This is a genomic window from Kribbella amoyensis, from assembly GCF_007828865.1.
GTDB lineage: Bacteria > Actinomycetota > Actinomycetes > Propionibacteriales > Kribbellaceae > Kribbella > Kribbella amoyensis.
Map to the genome: position 1 here is coordinate 1,749,648 of NZ_VIVK01000001.1, position 20,788 is coordinate 1,770,435.

At 70.7% G+C, this 20,788-nt stretch carries 20 protein-coding genes; 8 read left to right on the forward strand and 12 right to left on the reverse strand.

Translation table 11 applies throughout. The annotated features are described in order from the left end of the window. Nucleotides 1-17 precede the first annotated feature (17 nt). The gene (locus tag FB561_RS08410) at nt 18-2,711 is read left to right on the forward strand and encodes a helix-turn-helix transcriptional regulator (RefSeq protein WP_145804721.1); all 2,694 of its coding nucleotides are present in this window, start codon (nt 18-20) and stop codon (nt 2,709-2,711) included. Nucleotides 2,712-2,717: 6 nt separating this feature from the next. On the opposite strand, the gene FB561_RS08415 is transcribed toward FB561_RS08410, so the two are convergent. The 3 genes from FB561_RS08415 to FB561_RS08425 form a co-directional block, all read right to left on the reverse strand. Next, the gene (locus FB561_RS08415) at nt 2,718-3,053 is read right to left on the reverse strand and encodes a hypothetical protein (protein ID WP_202880569.1); all 336 of its coding nucleotides are present in this window, start codon (nt 3,051-3,053) and stop codon (nt 2,718-2,720) included. Between the two features lie 56 nt (nt 3,054-3,109). Beyond that, nucleotides 3,110-3,499 carry a P-loop NTPase family protein gene (locus FB561_RS08420; RefSeq protein ID WP_145804725.1) on the reverse strand — a complete coding sequence of 130 codons (390 nt, stop codon included), beginning with the start codon at nt 3,497-3,499 and terminating at the stop codon, nt 3,110-3,112. Between the two features lie 107 nt (nt 3,500-3,606). Further along, a complete protein-coding gene (locus FB561_RS08425) occupies nt 3,607-4,029 on the reverse strand; it encodes an HIT family protein (protein WP_145804727.1) in 423 nt (140 codons plus the stop codon). Between the two features lie 277 nt (nt 4,030-4,306). Between FB561_RS08425 and FB561_RS08430 the strand changes: the two genes are divergently transcribed. Further along, nucleotides 4,307-4,945 (forward strand): VanZ family protein, encoded by a 639-nt coding sequence (locus FB561_RS08430; RefSeq protein WP_145804729.1) that lies wholly within the window; start codon nt 4,307-4,309, stop codon nt 4,943-4,945. 67 nt (nt 4,946-5,012) lie between these two features. Here the strand turns inward: FB561_RS08430 and FB561_RS08435 are convergent, their stop codons facing one another. Next, entirely contained in the window at nt 5,013-5,624 is a 612-nt protein-coding gene (locus FB561_RS08435) for a pentapeptide repeat-containing protein (protein WP_145804731.1), read from the reverse strand. A 120-nt stretch (nt 5,625-5,744) separates the two neighbouring features. Between FB561_RS08435 and FB561_RS08440 the strand changes: the two genes are divergently transcribed. Next, nucleotides 5,745-6,668, forward strand: a complete 924-nt coding sequence (locus FB561_RS08440; RefSeq protein WP_238334716.1) for an NAD-dependent epimerase/dehydratase family protein — start codon at nt 5,745-5,747, stop codon at nt 6,666-6,668. Nucleotides 6,669-6,738: 70 nt separating this feature from the next. Next, nucleotides 6,739-7,503, forward strand: coding sequence for a protein phosphatase 2C domain-containing protein (locus FB561_RS08445; RefSeq protein ID WP_145804734.1), 765 nt, complete (start codon nt 6,739-6,741; stop codon nt 7,501-7,503). 4 nt (nt 7,504-7,507) lie between these two features. Here the strand turns inward: FB561_RS08445 and FB561_RS08450 are convergent, their stop codons facing one another. From FB561_RS08450 to FB561_RS08460, 3 genes are all read right to left on the reverse strand, one after another. Next, nucleotides 7,508-8,794, reverse strand: coding sequence for a DUF4328 domain-containing protein (locus tag FB561_RS08450; RefSeq protein WP_145804736.1), 1,287 nt, complete (start codon nt 8,792-8,794; stop codon nt 7,508-7,510). Between the two features lie 117 nt (nt 8,795-8,911). Further along, nucleotides 8,912-10,453, reverse strand: a complete 1,542-nt coding sequence (locus FB561_RS08455) for a glycerol-3-phosphate dehydrogenase/oxidase (RefSeq protein ID WP_145804738.1) — start codon at nt 10,451-10,453, stop codon at nt 8,912-8,914. Next, nucleotides 10,450-11,085: a TetR/AcrR family transcriptional regulator gene (locus FB561_RS08460; RefSeq protein WP_145804740.1), complete on the reverse strand. Its 636-nt coding sequence runs from the start codon at nt 11,083-11,085 to the stop codon at nt 10,450-10,452. The genes FB561_RS08455 and FB561_RS08460 overlap by 4 nt, the downstream gene beginning before the upstream one ends. A gap of 117 nt (nt 11,086-11,202) precedes the next feature. Between FB561_RS08460 and FB561_RS08465 the strand changes: the two genes are divergently transcribed. The 3 genes from FB561_RS08465 to FB561_RS08475 all read left to right on the forward strand — a co-directional run bounded on the left by FB561_RS08465 (nt 11,203) and on the right by FB561_RS08475 (nt 14,601). Continuing rightward, the gene (locus tag FB561_RS08465) at nt 11,203-12,765 is read left to right on the forward strand and encodes an FAD-binding oxidoreductase (RefSeq protein WP_145804743.1); all 1,563 of its coding nucleotides are present in this window, start codon (nt 11,203-11,205) and stop codon (nt 12,763-12,765) included. An 88-nt stretch (nt 12,766-12,853) separates the two neighbouring features. Next, nucleotides 12,854-13,570 (forward strand): SDR family NAD(P)-dependent oxidoreductase, encoded by a 717-nt coding sequence (locus tag FB561_RS08470; protein WP_145804745.1) that lies wholly within the window; start codon nt 12,854-12,856, stop codon nt 13,568-13,570. Beyond that, entirely contained in the window at nt 13,567-14,601 is a 1,035-nt protein-coding gene (locus FB561_RS08475) for an S-adenosylmethionine:tRNA ribosyltransferase-isomerase (protein WP_145804748.1), read from the forward strand. Before FB561_RS08470 ends, FB561_RS08475 begins: the two co-directional genes overlap by 4 nt. Nucleotides 14,602-14,633: 32 nt before the next feature. Here FB561_RS08475 and FB561_RS37760 read toward each other — a convergent pair whose 3' ends face one another. The 5 genes from FB561_RS37760 to FB561_RS08495 form a co-directional block, all read right to left on the reverse strand. After that, complete coding sequence (locus FB561_RS37760; protein WP_170284601.1) at nt 14,634-14,780, reverse strand: hypothetical protein; 147 nt, start codon at nt 14,778-14,780, stop codon at nt 14,634-14,636. 196 nt (nt 14,781-14,976) lie between these two features. Then, entirely contained in the window at nt 14,977-15,762 is a 786-nt protein-coding gene (locus FB561_RS08480) for a sugar phosphate isomerase/epimerase family protein (protein ID WP_145804750.1), read from the reverse strand. Nucleotides 15,763-15,793: 31 nt separating this feature from the next. Continuing rightward, nucleotides 15,794-16,723 (reverse strand): pseudouridine-5'-phosphate glycosidase, encoded by a 930-nt coding sequence (locus FB561_RS08485; RefSeq protein ID WP_145804752.1) that lies wholly within the window; start codon nt 16,721-16,723, stop codon nt 15,794-15,796. A 90-nt stretch (nt 16,724-16,813) separates the two neighbouring features. Beyond that, entirely contained in the window at nt 16,814-18,826 is a 2,013-nt protein-coding gene (locus FB561_RS08490) for a DUF4328 domain-containing protein (protein ID WP_145804754.1), read from the reverse strand. A gap of 205 nt (nt 18,827-19,031) precedes the next feature. Further along, nucleotides 19,032-19,967, reverse strand: a complete 936-nt coding sequence (locus FB561_RS08495) for a DUF4328 domain-containing protein (RefSeq protein ID WP_238334717.1) — start codon at nt 19,965-19,967, stop codon at nt 19,032-19,034. Nucleotides 19,968-20,178: 211 nt separating this feature from the next. Between FB561_RS08495 and FB561_RS08500 the strand changes: the two genes are divergently transcribed. Next, nucleotides 20,179-20,658: a methylated-DNA--[protein]-cysteine S-methyltransferase gene (locus tag FB561_RS08500; protein ID WP_145804756.1), complete on the forward strand. Its 480-nt coding sequence runs from the start codon at nt 20,179-20,181 to the stop codon at nt 20,656-20,658. Nucleotides 20,659-20,788 lie beyond the last annotated feature (130 nt).

Below are 20,788 nucleotides of genomic sequence, written 5' to 3' on the forward strand. Positions count from 1 at the left end.
CGCGGGGGACTGCGCTGATGCCGACCTACGGCCTGCCGAGGTTCGGTACGAGCTTCGTGGGGCGTGCCGAGGACCTGGCCGGTACACGGGCCGCGCTCCGGGCCGGCCGGATGCTGACCTTGACGGGTCCGGGTGGGAGCGGCAAGACCCGGCTGGCCGCGACGGTCGGGGACGAAGCGCCCGCCGCCTGGCCCGACGGGGTGTGGTGGGTCGGCCTGGACGAGACCCGCGACGACGCTGCCGTAGACGTCGCGGTCGCCGGCGCGCTCGGGATCAGCGTGTCGCCCGGGGCGGAGCGGATCGCCATCATCAACGCCGCCGAGGGGGTCCGGGGCCTGCTGATCCTGGACAACTGTGAACAGGTCCGCGCCGGGGTGGGCGGTCTCGTCGAGGAACTACTCGCGGCCGCACCGACGATCGCCGTACTGGGGACCAGCCGCACACCGGTCGGCGTACCGGGTGAACGTGTGCACCGCATCGGCCCGCTGACCCTGGAGGACGCGCTGCACCTGTTCGACGAGCGCGCCGACGCGATCGGGGCCTCGCGCCCTGGCCCGGGTGGGACGCGGTCGATCTGCGACCGCATCGACCGGCTGCCGCTCGCGTTGGAGCTGGCCGCCGGGTGGACGACCACCTTGTCCACCGAGGAGATCGTCGAACGTCTCGGCCGGCCGCTGGAACTGCTGGAGGATTCCGGGTCGCGTGCGCCGTATCGGCTGCGGAGTCTCGCGGGGTCGGTGCTGTGGAGCTACGAGTTGCTCGATGACGCTCATCGCGCGGTGTTCCGACGGCTCGCCGCCTTCCGGCGTGGGTTCACCGCCGACCTGGCGCAGGCCGTGTGCGCCGACGCCGATCTCGGCCCCATGGACGTACTGCGCTGTCTGCGTGAGCTGGTCGACGCGTGCCTGGTGGTCGCCGATCCGGGGACAAGTCCGGCCCGTTTCTCGATGCTCGACGTCATCGCGGCGTTCGCCCAGGAACGGCTCGCCGAGTCCGGCGAGGAGGATGCGGTACGCCGACGCCACCTGGCCGCCTATCGCGTCGTGGTCGAGCGCCATGCGGCGTTGCGAGACGGGGACAAGGACGCGTGGCGGGTCGCGCTGGCGCCGGAGTACGCGAACCTGGTCGCGGCCGTCGAATGGGGAATCGCCGGCGACGGTCTTGTCGACGCGCGCGAACTCGCGATCGGGCTGGCGTGGTTCTGGCATTTGGAATCACGGCGTCCCGAGGGGATCTCGCTGCTGGCCCAGATCGTCCGGGCCGGGGTGGACGAACGATCGGCCGCTCAGGCGCGTGCCGAAGTCGCCTTGGCCCTGGTCGCCGACACCGCGGCACCGGGTACGAATGTCCGGAGCGCCCTGGCTCGCGCGGTGGAGGTCGCCACCGAGCACGACGACGATTCCACCGCTCGCGTGGCCCGGATCCTGCTCGCCCTCAGCGTCCTGGCCGACGACCCGGAGCAAGCGCGGCAACTCGCTGTGGAGAACCGCGCCGCTGCCGCCGAGGTGGGTGACGTCTTCAACGAGTGCGCGTCACGGGTGTTGCTGGGCATCTTGCACTGCCTCGACGACGAGTACGCCGCGGGGCTCGAACACCTGACGCCGGCGGCTTCGACCTTGCGCGATCACGGGGACCGCGGGGTTGCCGCGACAGCCCTCGGGTACCAGGCCGTGGCTCACGCGCGGACCGGGTTCCTCGACCGAGGGATCGAGATCGCCCAGGAGGCGGTGGACTGCGCCCGGCCGTTGCACGACCTGCACCGGATCGGCCAGGTGTCCGTCGTTCACGCGGAACTCCTCGCGTTGCGCGGGCGGATCGCCGACGCGTACGGGGCCATCGAAGCGATCAGCTCGCTCATCGAGCGGATCGACGGTCCGACACTCGTTCCGGGATGGGAGCTGACCCGGGCCCGTATCGCCGCCTGGGAAGGGGACCACGCCACCGCGATCGACTGGTGCCGGCGCGGCATCCGTCTCGCCGAACGCGGTGCCCTCGACTCACGGGTCAGCCTCGCCGAGACCCAGCTCGAACTCGCCTCCGCACTCCGGCTCACCGGCGACGCCGAGCACGCCATGGCCGCGCTGTCCGAGGCGACGGCGGCCACCGATGGGACCAGCCGACCGCGCGTCCGGGCCGACGTGCTGGAGCAGGCCGCCTTCCTCACGTCCGACAACACCACCGCGTACTCCCGGCACCAAGAGGCGCTTCGTCTCCGGTCGGACGCCGGGTTGACGCTCGACGTGATCGACAGCCTGGAGAACATCGCGGCCCTGGCTCACTCACGGAGGACCGCCGAGTTCGCCGTCGTGCTCGCGACGGCCGCCCAGACCGCTCGCGCCGACCACGGTTACCTCGCTCGTCGGACTCCGCTCGATCCCCAACTGGAGAAGCTGATCGCGGACCCGGCCAATGACGAGGCGGTTCGTCAGGGAGCCAAGCTCGGCCTCGATGCCGTCGACCTCGCTCGCCGGATGCACGGTACGCGCGACCGCCCCGACACCGGGTGGGAAAGTCTCACCCCGACGGAGAACTCGGTTGTCGAGCTCGCCGCCGAGGGGCTGTCCAACCCGCAGATCGCCGATCGGCTGTTCATCTCGCGTGGCACCGTCAAGACGCATCTGGCGCACGCGTACCAGAAGCTCGGCATCGCCAACCGCACCGAACTGGCCGCCGCGTTCCACGCCCGGAACACGCCCGACGCCGTCGGCTGATGGAATCTAGGTCGCAGACTCCCACTCGACGTGGTCCGGTTCCGGATCGACGCTGAACCGGACCGCGTCGATCGTGGTCGAGCCGCTCAACCAGGCCTTGGAGATCCGGTGGCCGCCGTCCATCAGGCGCCCGTCCGACGACAGGATCACCGGGTACCGGAGGTCGGCCTTCTGGATCCGGTCGGCATGCTCGGCGACCATCCGGCAGGTGACCGCGCGGCCGCCGAACCAGCAGTCCTCGTCGAACTCCCGGATGCTCTCGATCGGTACCGACTCGGTCGGAAGACCTTCCGCCAACTTCCAGAGCCGCTCGGTCAGGAAGAAAGCCCGGCCGCCAGGCACAGGGCGAGAATGTCGTTCAACCATCCCAGCATGATCGCTGCCGCCGGGGTCTGTCATCACTGTTCGCTGAGCCAGCGGGCTGCTTGGTGTGGGTGGGTGAAGTGGACGACCTCGGTGGTGGGGAGGTCTGTACGGGTTGTGAGGGCTTGGGCTTCCTGGTGGCGGGCTTGGTGGGAGGTCCAGGCCCAGCGGAGTGGGTGCGTCTCGTCTCGCCAGAGGGCTGCGGGGTTCGGGTGGTGGGCGCCGCTGGGGCGGCGGAGGAGTTCGACGGCGAGGGTTCGCTTCAGGACGCGCCACATCACCAGGTGCTTCGGGTAGTCGAGGACGAGCACGGTGTCGGCGGCTCGGTAGATGAGGTCGTCCAGGTAGTACGGCGCCCCGTCCAGGATCCACCGCGACCGACCAGCCAACCCACCGAGCGCCTCCAGGTACTCGGCCGACCCCATCGGTCCGAGCCCATCCCGCTCGACCAACGGCAAGTCCGTACGAGCGGCCAACTCTCTCGCCAAGGTCGACTTCCCGCTACCAGCACACCCAACCACCACCACCCGCTTCACAGGTCGGCAGATCCGACGAGTACGCGGTGGGTCTCGTCGAGGGTATGGCGGGCGGCGGCGTCGGGGGTGTGATCGGTCAACTGCTTGTCGCCGCTGTATCGCGGCACCAGGTGGAAGTGCAGGTGAAACACCTCCTGGCCGGCCGCAGCGCCGCTAGCCAGCAGAACGCTGATGCCTTCCGCACCGAGGTTGCCGGTGAGCAGGCTCGCTGTCTCGTGGAGTGCCGGGCCTAGCGTTGCCAAGGCCTCGGCGGCGCCGTCGTCGGTCAGGTCGCGGAGGTGGCGGCGTGGGAGGACCAGGGTGTGGCCGGTGCGGAGCGGGTTGATGTCGAGAACGGCGCAGGCGTGGGCGTCCTGGTAGACGAACCTTGCCGGGGCTTCTCCGGCGGCGATGGCGCAGAAGGTACAGGTGTCGGCCATGGGGTCAGTTTGGTGGGTGGTGGGGTTTTCCACAGGGCGGTTGCTGGGGGCAACGGGGGTTGTTGCCGGGGGCTAGCAAATTGTGGTGACAGTTCGGGTACGGAATGTCACGGAGAGTGCACTATCTGTTTGCGATGTCAGGAGTTCTCTAGCGAGCGGGTGACCCGTCAGCAGATCGTCTGATCAGGAAGTCATCGGGACGAACCACTGACGTTGTGCTCACGCGGGGTCCGGTCGGTCGCGCGTGCAATCGGTCGACGACGGAGGACCCAGACGCGTGCTCGAGACCTATCGCGGTATCCCGCACTTGTTGGACACGTGGCTCGTTCTCACCGGGATGGCGCTGCCGGTCGCGCTGTCCGCGGTTCGGCGCCGTGGGGACGGGGTGGTGCCGCGGCTCGCTTCGCTGCTGGTGCCGGCTTCGTTCGCGCTGGTCCTGGCCGCGACCCTGAGCCCCACGAACAACCGGCTCAACCGTCTGGGCGAGTGCGGTACGCAGCTCGCCACGACCGGCGGGCTGACCTCGATCCAGGGGTTGCTGAACATCCTGCTGTTCGTACCGGCGGCCGGCATGCTGACCCTGGCCTGTGGACGACCGGCCGACGGGATCGCGGCCGGGATCGGGTTGTCGGCCTCGGTCGAGGCGGTCCAGGCGTTGGTGCCGCAGCTCGGCCGGTCCTGTCAGCTGCACGATCTCGTCGCGAACAGCCTGGGCGCCTTCGCCGGAGTGGGCTTCGCGGCCGGGCTCCAGGCGCTCACGCGGACGCGGACCCTGACGGCACCCGTGGACGTTGTGGATCACGGCGCCTTGGTGATCAGCCGTGGTCGCCCGCGCGCACGACATCGGCGTACGGTGGTTTCGCCGCGGCCGGTGTTCGTCCAGCGGGCCGCGCGACCCCTGGTCCGCCTCAGGTGACCGGTGGGTCAGTACGGAGAGTGGAAGGTTATCCACAGGTTGTGGACCAACCTGGGGATAGTGGATTTCAGGGCCGGACGTCGAGGCCGAGGGACTGGGTGATCACCATCGCCTGGGTGAGGTCCACGATCGCGTCCTTGAGCTCGACGGTGAGCGGATCGAGCGTGGACAGGTCCGAGCCGCGCAGATCGGTCCCGGACAGGTCGGACCGGTGCAGCATCGCGCCGGACAGGTCAACGTCCCGCAGGACCGCCTTGCTCGCCCGGACCCCGGTCAGGTCGGCCTCGCGCAACCGGACCCCGGTGAACTCCGTCCCGCGCAGATCCGCGCCCGGGAGTCCGGCGAACGACCAGTCGCCGCCATCGGCCTTCAACAGGTTGTACGTGCAGTCGTCGAAGAAGCTGCCCATCAACTTGCACCGGGTGAACGTGGTGTCGAAGAACGAGCAGCGGACGAACGTGCAGTTCACGAACGCCGCGTCGGTGTGGGTGGACGCGTTGAACCGGACCCCGCGGAACGTGCACTCCTCGAAGACGCCGCCGGTGTTCTGGATCTCGGTCAGGTCGGAGTCGACGAACAGCACCCGCGTGTACGTCTGGCCGGACGGGTCGGCGTCGTCCCAGTCGCGGATCGTGGACTCGGTCGCGGGGGCAGGGCGTCCGTGCAGCCGGTCGGCCACGGTACTCCTCTCCGGCCGGGTCGGACGCCGGCCTGCGGGTGTCTGCGTCACTGAGCATTGTGACGACCCCGACGGACAAAGTTCAGGGGATCGTCAACGTCAACGGGCAGGATGGGCGGCGTGACCGGATCAGAACGGGTGATGGTTTTCGGCGCCGGTGGGTTCGTCGGGACCCGGATCTGCGCACTGCTCGCGGAGCGCGGGATCGAGTACCGCGGGATGACCCGCAGGACGGGTGACCCGCATCGGCGCTTCGACCTGGCCACGGGGCACTGCTATGCCCTGGATGCCCAGCTCGGGATGTACAAGCCGACCGTGATCATCAACGCCGCCGCCGCGACCCACGGCGACACCCTGACCCTGACCAGGGGAAACGTGGTCGCCGTGGAGGCGCTCCTCTCCTCGATGCACCGGACCGCGAACAACGCCCGCCTCGTCCACATCGGCTCCGCCGCGGAGTACGGCGGGGCGCCGCGCGGGACGAGCCAGGACGAGCAGGCGGAGCTGCGACCGGGTGCTGCGTACGGGTTCACGAAGTTGGCCGGCTCCGAGCTGGTACTCCGGGCGCAGCGGAACGGGGCCGACGCGGTCGTGCTCAGGTCGTTCAACATCACCGGGCCGGGATCGCCGCCGAGTACGTTGCTCGGCCGGGTGATTCGCCAGCTGGGGACGACGGACACCCTGCACATGGGATCGCTGGAGGCCTGGCGGGACTACGTGGATGTCCGGGACGTCGCCGAGGCCGTGGTCGCGGTGGCGACGGCGCCGGATCAGTTGCCGCCGGTGCTCAACGTGGGATCCGGGCGGGCGACGCTGGCGCGAGACGTCGTCCAAAGGCTGGTGGAACTGAGTGGGACCGACACGAAGGTGGTCGAGGGCACGGTGCACGCGGGGCACGCCGGGTCGCCCGCCGACTCGGTCCCGTGGCAGCAGGCCGACACGAGCCTGATCGAGAAGCACCTCGGCTGGAAGTCCACGATCGACCTCGACCAGTCCCTGCACGACACCTGGTCGGCCCGTCCCGCGGTCGAACGGGCGGTCTGATCCAGCGACCGGCCCCCACCGCCGGACCCCATGATCGGACCCTGTGGATGACCCAGGGTTGAATGGCGGCGTGGAGATTCGGTCGGCTTGCGTGGCCGCGCCTGATCGGCAGGCGCCGTCGGTGAACGAGGATCTGGTGCTGGCAGGCCCGGATTTCGTGGTGGTGCTGGACGGGGCGACCGCGCCGGCCGGGGTGGAATCCGGGTGCCGGCACGACGTGGCGTGGTTGGTCGCGCAGCTCGGTGGAGCGTTGGTGGCGCCGCTGCTCGGCCGGTCCCGGGCCTCCCTGCCGGATGTCCTGGCCGAGGCGATCGCGGCGGTGGGCGCCGAGCATGCCGGGACCTGCGACCTGACCAACCCGGACAGCCCGTCGTCGACCGTCGCGATGGTGCGAGTTGGGTCCGAGGCGGTGGAGCACCTGGTACTCGCGGATTCGCCGGTACTGCTCCGCGCGCCTGACGGCCGGGTGACGGTGGTTGCCGACGACCGGATCGACTTCCTGCCGGACTACAGCCTCGCGACCGTCCGCCGGATGCGGAACCACACCGGCGGATTCTGGGTCGCGAGTACCGAACCGAAGGCGGCGTACGAGGCGGTCGGCGGTTCGACGGATCGCGTCGAGGTCGAGGTGGCCGCGTTGTTGACCGACGGCGCGGCGCGGTACTCCGAGCGGTACGGGCACAGCTGGGACGAGCTGCTCGGCGTGCTCGAAGGCGACGGTCCCCAGGCGTTGATCGATCGGGTCCGCGAGCACGAGCTCGCCGCGGACCCGGTCGGCTTCCGCGGTAAGCGCTACGACGACGCGACCGCAGTACTCTGCCGCCTCACCCCCTGATCCGTCAGTGCGGCGGCTGCCAGGGCGTCGCTCCCCCTGGCTGGTGGGGCTTCTCGCTCGGGTTGTTGGTCGACGTCGGCCCGGTCGGATGGTCGGCTCGCGGTGGCGGAGCTGACGGGTCGTCCGCCGGTGGTCGCTGGGTCGGGCTCGAGCCGGTGGTGCCGCCGTACCCGCCCGGCCCGTACGGAGCCGGGTTGGGCATCGACGGCCCGACGGAGGCACCGCTCGACGGCTGCAGGTACCCCGACGAACCGCGGTACGGGCCTGGTCCGTAGGTGTGGCCACCTGGTCCCCCGCCGTACGCCTCCGGGCCGTAGGTTTCCTGGCCGGTCTGCTGCCGTGGGCTGTAGCTGGGGAACGCGGGCCGCGGTGCGTACTGCGGTGCGCCGGTCTGCTGCGCGTGCGGATTCGGCAGGTGGGACGGGGAGTGTGCCGGCAGCGTCGGACCGAGCGGGACCCCGCCCGTCGCCGCCATCCGGTCGTCCTGCCACCGGGTGATCCGGAACAGCAGCACCGAGATCGCGACGCCGGCCGCGATCAGCAGGACGGTCGCGAGCGTGAAGCCGATGTTCACCCCGAGCGCGACCCGGACCATGAAGCTCTGCAGGTCGTAGATGTCCACGTAGTCGTCGGTCGCGTCGGCGGCGCTGACCCGGTCGGCCAGCCGGATGATCCAGCCGACGAAGCTGATCAGCGTGACCCCGCCACCGCCGACGAGCACCACCCAGAAGCCGACCCACGCGGCCCACCACGTGTACAGCAACGTACGCACCCGGCTCGTCTGCACCATGCCGGGCTGGTGCGTCGGCTCGCTCGCGGTGGCCACGTCCTCCACCACCTGCAGCGGATACCAGAACTGGACGATCGGGCAGACCCAGCCGCCGACGATCCAGCCCTGGGCATGCCGGTGCTCCGCAGGCCGGGCGCCACCTTGGTACGCGGCTGCCGGCCGCAGGATCTCGGTGTTCTCCCGGGCTTGCCACAGCCAGATCAGGAACGCGATCCCGGTCGCCAGGAACAGATAACCGGACAGGTCGAGCAGCGGACCGGCGCCCGTCATCGACTCGAGGCCGCGGTCGAGCTCGTCCTCGGAGAGCAGGCCGTAGATGAGCCGCTTCACCTCGTCGTACGACGTCCACAGGGCGGTCGACTGCAGCACGGCCGCCAGCGCTGTGAGCCCCATCAGGACGACGCTGACGATCGCGGTCCGGCGGAGCGACCGGTAGCGCGGTTGGGCGACCGGGACCGTCGGCGGTCCGCCGTGGTACGCGCCCGGATACGGCTGACTCATGTCCCACCTCCCCAGGTCGCCGGATACCGACAAAGTACAGCCCCCGGGACGATCCCCGGCAGGTTGTCCACAGTGCCAGAAGCGTCAAACCACCCAGCCCTGATCGAAGTGTGAACGTCACACCGAGGCGAAGGCGTCCCGCGCGGCCGGCAGCGCCAGCTCCCGATCGGCCGCGGACAGCCCGAGCCGCGTCCGCCGATCCAGCAGGTCGTCCTCGGTCAACGCGCCCTCGTGCCGTACCGCGAACCGGAACTCGGCCCGCGTCGTCGCCAGCCCCGGCGCCACCGGCTCCAGCAACGAGCGATCCCCCGCGATCACCTCGGGCGCCTCCACCCCGTACCGCTGGACGAACCGCGTCGGCGCCTCGACGTTCGTCAGCGTGACCCGATCGGCCGCACCGACCAGCGGGATGCGATGGGTCAGACAGGGCCGCCGCACCTCGACCGTCGACTGGGCGAGCGCCTTGTCGAGCGCGTCCTGCGCCATCCGCCGGTACGTGGTGAGCTTGCCGCCGACGATCGTCACGAGCCCGTCCTCGCCGGTGATCACCGCGTGCCGCCGGGAGATGTCCGCGGTCCGGTCCTCCCCCCGGTGATGCCCGGTATCGAGCAGCGGCCGCAGTCCGGCGTACGAGCCGAGCAGGTCCGCCCGCGTCAACGGTGTCCGGACGGCCGAGCTGATCGTGGACAGCAGGAAGTCGATCTCCGCGTCGGTCGCCTGCGGCACGTCGCTGACCGGACCAGGCGCCTCCTCGTCGGTCAGCCCCACGTACACGCGGTCGTCGGGCGCCGGAATCGCCATCACCACGCGCCGCAGCTCCCCCGGCACCGGCACCGTGAGCACGGCCGACAACCCACCGAACGCGGACTGCGGCAACACCAGGTGCGTCCCCCGGCTCGGTCGTAGCTTGATCCCCGACGCGACCTGGTCGGCCCAGATCCCGGCCGCGTTGATCACCATCCGCGCGGCCACGTCGATCCGCCGGCCGGAAACCTGGTCGACCACGACCGCCCCGGATCCGGTGACCTCCTCGGCCGCGCAGTACGTCAGCACCCGCGCGCCGTACTGCGCAGCGGTCCGCGCGATCGCCACGACCAGCCGGGCGTCGTCGTACAGCTGCCCGTCCCACGTCAGGAAGCCGCCGCGGAGTCCGTACGGTCGCAGCGTCGGCGCGTACCGCAGGATCTCCGCCGAGCTGATCCGCCGAGAGTGGGGCAGGTGGTCGTCGGAGGTGTGCGCGAAGGTCCGCAGCACGTCACCACCGAGGAACGCGGACCGCAGCATCGCAGCCTGAGCCAGCTTCGCCTCCGGTAACCACGGAGCGACCTGTGGGATCGGGTGGACCAGGTGCGGCGCCGTGGTCTTCATCAGGATGCCCCGCTCGACCGCGCTCTCGTACGCGATGCCGACGTGCCCGGAGGCGAGGTACCGCAGTCCGCCGTGGACCAGCTTCGAGCTCCACCGGCTGGTCCCGAACGCGAGGTCGTGCTTCTCCACCAGGGCAACCGTCAGACCACGGGCGGCCGCGTCCAGCGCGACCCCGACGCCGGTGACGCCGCCGCCGATCACCAGCACGTCCACCGCGCCGGCCGTGTCCAGCCAGTCGAGCTCGCGGGTCCGGCGAGCCGCGTTCAGGCTGGCGTTGCCCACGGCGATCATGGCGCCAGGTACCTGCTCAGCATCACCCGCAGCTCCTCGTCGAGGTGCGGGTACTCGTCGGCGGAAGCGAGCACCGGGCCGGACACCGCGGACGCCAGCGAGACCAGGATGATCTGCCGGGACAGCCAGTCCGGATCGCCGGCCCGGATCGAACCGTCCGCCTGGCCGGCCTTGATCCCCTCCTCGACCAGGGCGAGGTGCGCGACCGTACTGCTCCCCCGCCGCTCCAGCAGGTACGGCGTGAGGAACTCGGGATCGAGCTCGATGATCTTGCGCATCAGCGGGTGCGTCCTGGTCCGGGCCACCACCTCGACGACGCCCTCGACCAGCCGGGCCCGGCCGTCGACCGCGTCCGGCTGGAACGCCGACACCAGCGCGGTGGTCCACTCCCGCGTCATCAGCGCGGCGACCACGGCCTGTACGTTCGGCCAGCGGCGGTAGAGAGTGGCCCGGGAGACCTCGGCGTGCCGGGCGATGTCGGCCATCGTCATCCGGCGCATCCCGATCGCTAGCAGCAGCTCGTACGCCGCGTCGAGGATCCGCTCCTCGCCGATCGCGTTCGCCGGAGCCGGCCGGGTCGGCGCCGGCTCGTCGGTCGCCACAGGATCCACATCGCTGCTACGCTGAGACATCACACGTCAGAGTGTATCAGCGACACCGGCGTCCCGGAACGCCTCGCGGGAGTGGGATTCAGGGGGTTCCACTCCCGCGAGACGCTACCTCCGCAGCCGGTCGAAGAGGAGTCTTCGATGACCGAGTCCGACCTCCCGGTGGTGCACCTCACGTCCGGCCGCTGGGGCGACCCGGCGTACCGGGCCGAGTTGCCCGCCGCCGCGGTCGAGGCGCTCAAGCAACTCGGCGTCCGAGGGCCGGCCGTGGCGCCCGTCGATCCCGTGGACCGGCCGGGCCTGGCGACCGACCTCGAGCAGCTCCTGGCCGATGTCCTCGGCGCAGATCACGTGCGGACAGACCTGGAGACGCGCTGGGCACATACCCGGGGCTACTCCACGCCCGACCTGCTCCGGCATCGGGCGGGCGATACGTCGGACATGCCGGACGCCGTGGTCTTCCCGGGCTCGCACGACGAGGTGGTCGCGCTGCTCGAGGTCTGCGATCAGCGGGGAGTCGCGGTGGTCCCGTATGCCGGTGGCACCTCGGTGGTCGGTGGCCTCGCCCCGGATCGGCGGTTCGTCGCGATCGACCTCGGCCGGCTCGACCGGCTCACCGAGCTCGACGAGATCTCCCGGACCGCGCGGCTGGGTGCCGGCGTCCGCGGGACGGCGGCCGAAGCGCTGCTCGCCGAACACGGGTACACACTCGGCCACTTCCCCCAGTCGTACGAGGGCGCGAGCATCGGCGGGTACGCCGCGACCAGGTCGAGCGGGCAGTCCTCGGCCGGGTACGGGCGGTTCGACCAGATGGTGGTCGGGCTGACCGTGGCCACGCCGCGCGGCACGATCGAGGTCGGCCGGGCTCCGATGTCGGCCGCCGGTCCCGATCTGCGGCAGCTGTTCCTCGGCTCCGAGGGCGCGCTCGGGATCATCACCTCGGTGCTGGTCCGGATCCGTCCGCGGCCGGCCGAGCGGTCCTTCGAGGGCTGGAAGTTCGCGTCCTTCGACGAGGGCCTCACCGTGATCCGCCGGCTGGCCCAGGACGGTCCGTTGCCGACCGTGCTGCGGCTGTCCGACGAGGCCGAGACCGCGGTGAACCTGGCCGATCCCAACGTGCTCGGCGGCGCCGGGACCGGTGGGGTCCTCGCGATCATCGGATTCGACGGACCCGTCGATCCGGGGACGGCCGCGGCCCTGCGGGACGCGGGCGGCGAGTCGCTGGGTGAGGGCCCGGGTGAGACGTGGCGCCAAGGCCGGTACCGCGGTCCGTACCTGCGGGATCCCTTGCTCGACGAGGGTGCGCTGGTGGAGACGCTGGAGACGGCCGGGTTCTGGTCCAGCCTGCCTGCGTTGAAGGCGGCCGTCACGAATGCGCTGGTCAGCTCGCTGTCCGAGCAGGGCACGCCGCCGCTCGTCCTCTGCCACGTGTCCCATGTGTACGAGACGGGTGCATCGCTCTACTTCACCGTCGTGTCCGCGCAGACCGACGATCCGGTCGCCCAGTGGCGGACCGCGAAAGCGGCCACGAACCAGGCGATCGCGGATGCGGGCGGCACGATCACCCACCACCACGGCGTCGGTACCGATCACCGCGCCGCGTACGCGGCCGAGATCGGTCCGCTCGCGCTCGACGTCCTCCGAGCGGTCAAGCAGACCGTCGATCCGGGCGGCATCCTGAGTCCGGGGATCCTGCTGCCGTAGGACTTCGTCCACAAGGTTTTCCACAGCCTGCGGGTAACTTCCGAGCACTCTTGACCTCAAGTGCGCTTGAGCGATGAGAGTGGCGGACATGACTCCTTCACTGACCCGACCCGTCGCCCTCGTCACCGGTGCCTCGGCCGGTCTCGGTCTCGCGCTCGCGCACGGGCTGGCCGAGCGAGGCTGGACGCTGATCATCGACGCCCGGGGCGCGGACGCGCTGAAGACCGCCGCCGACGCGCTGGCGGCCAAGACCGACGTGGTGCCGCTGGCCGGCGACGTCACCGATCCCGAGCACCGGGCCGACCTGGCCGCCGCGGTCGGTGAGCTCGGTCGGCTCGACCTGCTGGTGAACAACGCGAGCTACCTCGGCCCGAGCCCGTTGCAACCACTCGCGGCCGCCGACCTGACCGAGTTGCGGCGCGTCTACGAGGTGGACGTGATCGCGCCGATCGCGTTGACGCAGGTGCTGCTGCCGGAGTTGGCCGACGCCGCTGGGCTGGTGGTCAACATCAGTTCCGACGCGGCCGTCGAGGCGTACGAGAGCTGGGGCGGGTACGGCTCGGCGAAGGCGGCGCTCGACCATGCGACCCGGGTACTCGCCGCGGAGCACCCCGAACTCGGTGTGTACGCCGTGGATCCTGGAGATCTGCGGACCGCGATGCACCAGGCGGCGTTCCCTGGTGAGGACATCTCGGACCGGCCCGAACCGGCGACCGTGGTACCGGCGTTCCTGCGGCTGCTGGACAACCGGCCGGCCAGCGGGCGGTACCGAGCGGCCGACTTCGCGACGGCGGTGACCCCGTGAGGGTGCGGCCGCACACCAGGTTCACGCTGCCGGACGAGCTGAACGCGGTCGAACCACCCGAGGCCCACGGGCTCGCCCGGGACCAGGTGAAGCTGCTGGTCGCGGAGGGGTCGACCGTCACGCACACCCGGTTCGACCGGATCGGGGACCACCTGCGCCCGGGTGACCTGCTGCTGGTGAACACCTCGGCGACGTTGGCGGCCGCGGTGGACGGCCAGTGGATCACGGGATCCGGGGTCGCACCGGTGGCGGTGCACTTCTCGACCGCGCTGGACGACGGCACCTGGGTGGTCGAACTGCGGAGCGGTGGTTCGCCGATGTTCGACGCGGCCGCCGGCGATCGGGTCGAGCTCCCCGAAGGCGTGCTCACCCTGCTCGCGCCGTACCAGCCGGGGCTGACACGGTTGTGGACAGCGCAGCCACCGGTTCCGGATGTGGTCGGCTACCTGCGACGCCACGGCCGCCCGATCACGTACCAGTACGTGGACCGGCAGTGGCCGCTCGCGCTGTACCAGACCGTGTTCGCGAACCAGCCGGGCTCGGCGGAGATGCCGAGTGCCGGTCGCCCGTTCAGCTTCGAACTGGTGAGCCACCTGCCCGCGGCCGGGGTACTGATCGCGCCGATCCTGCTGCACTGCGGAGTGTCCTCGCCCGAGTCCCATGAACCACCGCTGCCCGAGCGGTACGACGTCCCGGCGCACACCGCGCGGCTGGTCAACTGGGTGAAGGGCAACGGTGGCCGGGTGATCGCCGTGGGGACGACCGCCGTCCGCGCGATCGAGACGGCCGCTCGACCGGACGGGTCAGTGGTCGCTGCCCAGGGTTGGACCGATCTCGTCCTCGGTCCGGACCGGCCGGCCGCGATCGTGGACGGCCTGGTGACGGGCATGCACGCGCCCGAGGCGTCCCACCTGCTCCTGCTCGAATCCGTGGTCGGCGGTGACGTGGTGCAACGCGCGTACGACGCCGCGCTGGAACGCCGGTACCTGTGGCACGAGTTCGGCGACGTCTCACTGCTGCTGCGGAACTGAAAGCGGCCGGGGCGAGAACCCGGCCGCCTTTCTCAGCCTTTTTCCGCTGTGAGCGGCTCGGTGACGATCTCAGCGAACTCCACGTCCACCACTTCGGCCAGATCGGCCGCCGGCTCGACGGTCGCCAAGCTGCCTTCGTTACCGGGCCGGGCCCGTTTGTCCACCGCGCGCGGGCTCATCGAGACCACCGCCGGCCGTGCACCAGATCACGCATGCTCGAGTCCTAACCTTCTTCGAGGTCCCCCGTACGGACCTTCATCCACTGATGACGAGCGACTACTACCGGATGTCATGCGCTTTACCGGACTGCACCAAAACCGTAGTTGCTCGCGCAGGAACCCTACCCTCCGTAGTCGGCGCCGGCACGGGGAAATCTCAGTCCGTGGCGCTCTGCTCCAACCAGGCGCGAGTGGCGACCAGCGCCTCGTCGAGCGGCGGCAACTCGGCGTGCCACTTGCGCTCCCACTCGAGGGAGAGCCAGTACTCCGTGCCGGCGAGCGCGGTGAGCAACTCGGCGATCGGGTAGTCGCCGGCGCCGATCCGGACCGGCTTGAACGCCTGGGTGGAATCGCTGTCCTTGATCTGGACGAAGTCGAGCCAGGGCCGGAGCAGGTCCAGCGACTCGGCGGGGCGCTCGCCGGTCCGCCAGGTGTGCGCGGCGTCCCAGATGACCTTGGCGTTGTGGTTCGGTACCTCGCGGTCGAGCAGCTCGCAGAACGCGGCGATGCTCGCGCCCGAGCTGTGCGTGTCGTGCGTCTCCAGCAGGATGCGCGCGTCCTTCGGCGCCCGCGCGACCCGGTCCATCGCGCGCAGCTCACCGGGGGACGGCGAGTCGTGACCCTGTCCGTCGCCGGCGTCGTCGCGCATGAACACGCGGACCCCGCGAGCGCCCAGGTCGGCGGCCAGTTCGAGATGGGCGTCGAGCGGCTGCTCCTCGATCCCGCAGAGGTGGACGTAGCTGTTCACCGCGAGGATCTCCAGACCGGCGTCCTCGATCCGCTGCCGCAGCTCCCGCCGCTCGGCCGCGGTCAGCCGGACCGAGGTGAACTCGTCGTCGGCCGCTCGCAGCTCCAGCCCGCGGATGTCGTTGCTCTTGGCAAGTTCGAGGACCGCGTCGAGGGGGTCACCGGCACAACCGAGGGTGGAGAAGGCGAGGTTCATTCAGCCCACCCTAAAACATGACGGAATCCGCTTACCGATCCACCGGAGTGGCGTACGCGGTCGCGATCGCCGCGCCCAGCCGGGCGTTCGCACGGACCAGGGCGATGTTCGCGGTCAGGCTGGCGCCGCCGGTGAGCTCCACGATCCGGCCGAGCAGGTACGGCGTCGCGTCCTTGCCGCGGATCGCGAGCCGGTCCAGGTCGGCCAGCGCCCGGTCGATCACGCCGGCCATCTCCGCGGCCGGGATCTCGTCCGCGGCCGGGATCGGGTTCGCCACCACCAGGCCGCCCTCGATCCCGAGGTCCCACTTCGCCCGCATCACCCCGGCCACCTCGGCCGCGGACCCGACCCGCAGCGGCGCGCCGTACCCGCTGGAGCGCGAGTAGAACGACGGGAACTCGTCGTGGCCGACCACCAGCACCGGCACGCCGAGCGTCTCCAGCACCTCCAGGGTCAGACCGATGTCGAGGATGCTCTTCACCCCGGCGCTCACCACCGCGACGTCGGTCCGGCCGAGCTCGGTCAGGTCGGCCGACACGTCCATCGTCAGCTCGGCCCCGCGATGGACGCCGCCGATGCCGCCGGTGACGAACGTCCGGATGCCCGAGATCGCCGCGAGCCGCATGGTCGCGGCCACTGTCGTCGCCCCGTGCAGACCCCGCGCGACGACGTACGGGAGATCGCGAACGCTGACCTTGACCACGTCCGGGTCACTCGCCAGCTTCTCCAGGCCGTCCGGGCCGAGGCCGACCCGCGGTGTCCCGTCCAGGACGGCGATGGTCGCCGGGATCGCGCCGTGCTCGCGGACGATGCCCTCGACCTCGACCGCCATCGCGACGTTCTGCGGGTACGGCATGCCGTGGCTGATGATCGTGCTCTCCAGCGCGACCACCGGCCGGCCCTCGGCCAGCGCGGTCCGGACCTCGTCGGTCAGCGCGAGCGCGGGATGCGGATCGGTCATGGCACCAGCTTCCCCGGTCACGGCCGGTCGAAGAGGAAAGGCCTGACCCCGGGGGTGGGATCAGGCCTTCGGGAGGGTGCCGCTCACGGGTCAGACCCAGCGGCGGCGGGGGTGGGTCCTCGGGACGGTGGCGGACTCCGGCTCCTCCTGCTGGTGCTGCGCAGGGGGCTGGGCCGGCTCGTAGGAGTACGGCGTCTGCTGCTGGTACTGCGGAGCCGCAGGCTCCTGCGGGTAGCCGTAGTCCGTGGAGTAGTCGGCCGAGTACGACTCCGGCGTGTAGTTCGGGCTGTAGTCGCTGTAGGTCTCCGAGCCGTACCCGTTGTCGCTGTACGAGGTCGATCCGTAGGAGGCGGACGACTGGTCGTAGGTCGAGCTATACGAGTCGTACGACGGGGAGGAGCCGTACTCGGAGTACGTCTGGCCGGACTGGTATGAGGTGCCGTAGTCGGTGCCGTACGACGTGGGCTCCGCGCTCGGCGACTCCGCGGGAGCGTCGTACGCGGAGTACGTCGGCTCGGGTGTGTACGTCGGCTCCGGCTCGTACGCCGGGACCGGCGGCAGCGGCTTCGACGGGGTCAGGTAGTCGTCCGGCTCGGACTGGGCCGGCTCCTGGTAGTGCGAGGAGGTCACGGCCGGCTGGATCGTCGACGGGCTGTCCACCGCGACCCGAGCGGCCCGGCGACCAGCGCGCGCAACGGGTGCGGGCTCCGGCTCGGGTGCGGGGATCGGCGCCGACGACGTCAGGTAGTCGGACGAGCTCTGGTACGAGTACGGCTGCTCGGAGTACGACTCGGACCAGGACGGCTGGGCCGGCTCGACGAACTCGGGCGCGGCCGGCTTCGGCTGGTCGTACGCCGCCGGCTGGTCGTAGGCCGGCTGGACGAACTCCGGAGTGGTCGGGGCCGGCTGGTACGCGTACGGGTCGGGCTGGACCACGGACAGCGAGGGCGGCGTGACCGTCTCGGCCTGCCAACTCGGCAGCGGCGCGGAGAGCACGTCGTTCTCGGCCGGCTGGTACGGGCTCGACGGGGTCGACCAGCTCGGCGCGTCCAGGCCCGCGGCGGTCTGCTGGTACGACGGGGTGGCCTCCTCGACCGGGCCGCGCTCCTCCTGCCAGGTCTCGACCGCGTTGAACTGCTGGGTGTCCTGGCCGCCGTTGTCCTGCCAGGTCTCCACCACCGAGGCGAACGGGCTCCACTGCGGCGCCTCCTCCTCGGCCGGGGCCGGGGCGGGCGTGGGAGCGACGAACTCGGGCGAGCGCTCCAGCCGCAGCTGCGGCGCCGCGATCGGCTCGGAGACGGCCGGCTGCTCGGAGGTGTCGTCGTCGGCGTAGGTCGGGACGGCGGTCAGCTTCGGCTCGCGCTGGTCCCACCACGGGATCCACTCGCGGCTGGTCTGCATGTCGTTGATCTTGCGGATGATCAGCGTCGCGCCGACCGCGGAGATCACGGTCAGCAGCAGCGACGCGGTCCCGGCCAGCGCGATCCCGCGCAGGGTGCCGACCGTCGGGTCCATCCACATCAGGAACCGGCGGATCACCACGTCGAACGCGAGAGCGCCGACCCAGGTGCACCACCACACCTTGGTGAGGAGGGGCGTCCTGAGCCGGCGCAGGTCGTCGGCGTACACGGGGGTCTTCGGATCGCTGGCGAGCCAGACGTCGTCCACGATCTGCTTGGGGAACACCAGGTTCGGTCCGGGGCAGAACCAGCTGGCCAGGACCCAGCCATGGCCGCGGCGATGATCGGCCTGGCAGAACACCTCGGAGTTGACCCGGGCCCGCCAGAGCCAGATCACGAAGACCACGGCGGCGGCGACCGAGACGACGACGTTCGGGATCGAGGTGAGCCGGGAGATCGTGTCGGCGCGGTTCAGGTCCGCATCGTCGACGTTGAGTCCGCCGCCGAGGTACTGGTTGACGACCCCGTAGGTGTTCCAGTCCGACCAGGTGGCCAGCAAGTGGGTGACGGTCGAGGCGCCGAGCAGGCCGATCGCGATCTTGCCGACCGTGCCGACTTCCTGGAACTCCTCGGCGGCATGCGGCTGCCACTCGTCTTCGTTGTCCTGGACAGCGGTCAGGACCGCTGCTTGCGGGTGGCTCACGTCTCGCGTCCCTCGCGTTGCTGGAACTCCGTCTGTTCGGCGTTTCGGTCGTAACCTGCCCCCGCGTGACCGAGCCACATTGATACCACGAGGTAAGTACCCGTGGGGAGTCGGGGCCAGCACGGAGGGTGTCGACTTAACGCGTTCTTTTCCAACGGCCATCACCATTGGTAACGACCGAATGGACGGGGCGTGACGGTTTTGTTTACCGAACAGGTGGTTCCGGTGACGGCTCGAACGCCCACCACGGCGTCCACGGCCGACGCATCTGCAGGTCGTTGACGCGCTGGATCAGCAGGACCGCGAGGACCGCCGCCGCTGTCGTGCTGACCGCCGAGATGCTGGAGAGGATCCCGTTCTGCAGCAGGGTGCCGAGGTCGGTGTCCTGGTCGAGCACGGTCCGCTGGGTGACGTTGTCGAGGACCAGGCCGACCACCCAGGTGAGCCACCAGGCCCAGACCAGCCGGGTACCGGGGATGCCCCGCAGCGTCGTGACGTGCGGGGAGGTCCGCGGATCGCTGGCGGCGACGATGTCGTCGACCACCTGCTTGGGGTACCAGAGGTTCAGCACCGGGCAGATCCAGCTGCCGAGCACCCAGCCCCGGGTCAGCCGGTGCTCGCCGCGGCAGAACATCTCCGCGTTCCAGCGGACCCGCCAGAGCCAGACGATGAACACCGCGGCGGCCGCGGCGAGGGCGAGCGCGGCGACGATGCCGAACGAGCCGGCGATCAGGTCGGCCTGGTCTAGCTTGTCCTGGTCGTCCCGGACCGCCTCGACGATCCGGTACGAGTGCCAGTCCGACCAGGCGGTGGCCCAGCTCATCACGGTGACCAGCCCGATCAGGATCGAGGCGCCAAGCCCCATCGCCTGCTCCGAGGTGAACCACCGGTCGAGCGGCGGCTGCGGCGGCTTGGCCGGATCCTGGTCCCCCGGTCCCGGGACCTGCGCCGCCCCGGTCGGGGGCACGGTCGGCGGACCGTCGTACGCGTTCGGCTGGTACGAGGGGATCTGCAACGGCGGCGGCTGGTACCGGTGGGCGAGGTAGGAGTCCGGCTGGTACGACGGCAGGTCGCCGCCGCCGGCGGGCCGTTGCTCGGCGCCGGGCCGCCCCGATGGGTCCGCCGCGGTCGGTCCGGTCACGTGAACCCCTCGTTCGCCGGGCCCGGTGCCAGGGATGAGCGACCGGGCGGTTCCGCCAGGTGCGGCGGCGTATCAGACATAGCACAACCGGGTGTGATCGGGCGAGGACATTGGGTGACCCTGTGTGCAGGCTTCGCCCGGTTGCGGTGCTTGAGGCTCATTCTGCCGACTGTGGGAGGAAAGTGTCGGTGCGACGGCAGAGGATGGGTCCATGCGCTGGATCGTGATCGACTCCCCTGTCGGCGACCTGTCCCTGGCGGTGGACGAGGTCGGGTTGTGCCGGCTCCGGTTCGGCGCGGTCGAGGTGGAGCCGAGCGTGGAGCCCGACGACGTGCTGACCGCGACCCAGGAGCAGCTCAAGGCGTACTTCGCCGGCGAGCTCACCGACTTCGACCTGCCGATCTCCACCCAGGCCGGCTCCGCGTTCGAGCGCGCCGTCTGGGCCGAGCTCCGGCGGATCCCGTACGGCGAGATGCGGACGTACGGCGAGGTGGCCAAGGCGGTCGGCGACGCGGGCGCGGCCCGGGCGGTCGGCGTGGCCTGCAACCGCAACCCGCACGCCGTCGTGGTGCCCTGTCACCGGGTGGTCGGCGCAGGCGGCAAGATGGTCGGTTTCGGCGGCGGGATCCCGCGGAAACGGCACCTGCTGGAGCTCGAGGCCAGGGTCGCCCTGGAGAACTTCTGGACCTGACGAAACCCTTACTCGCAGGTACCGCCCGGCAGTGGCAGGAGTAGGCCGCGCAGGCGCTAGTGTCGCAGGCAGCGACCAGACTGACACGCTTGAAACATTCGCTTCAGCTGGCCGGGACACGCCCCGCCTC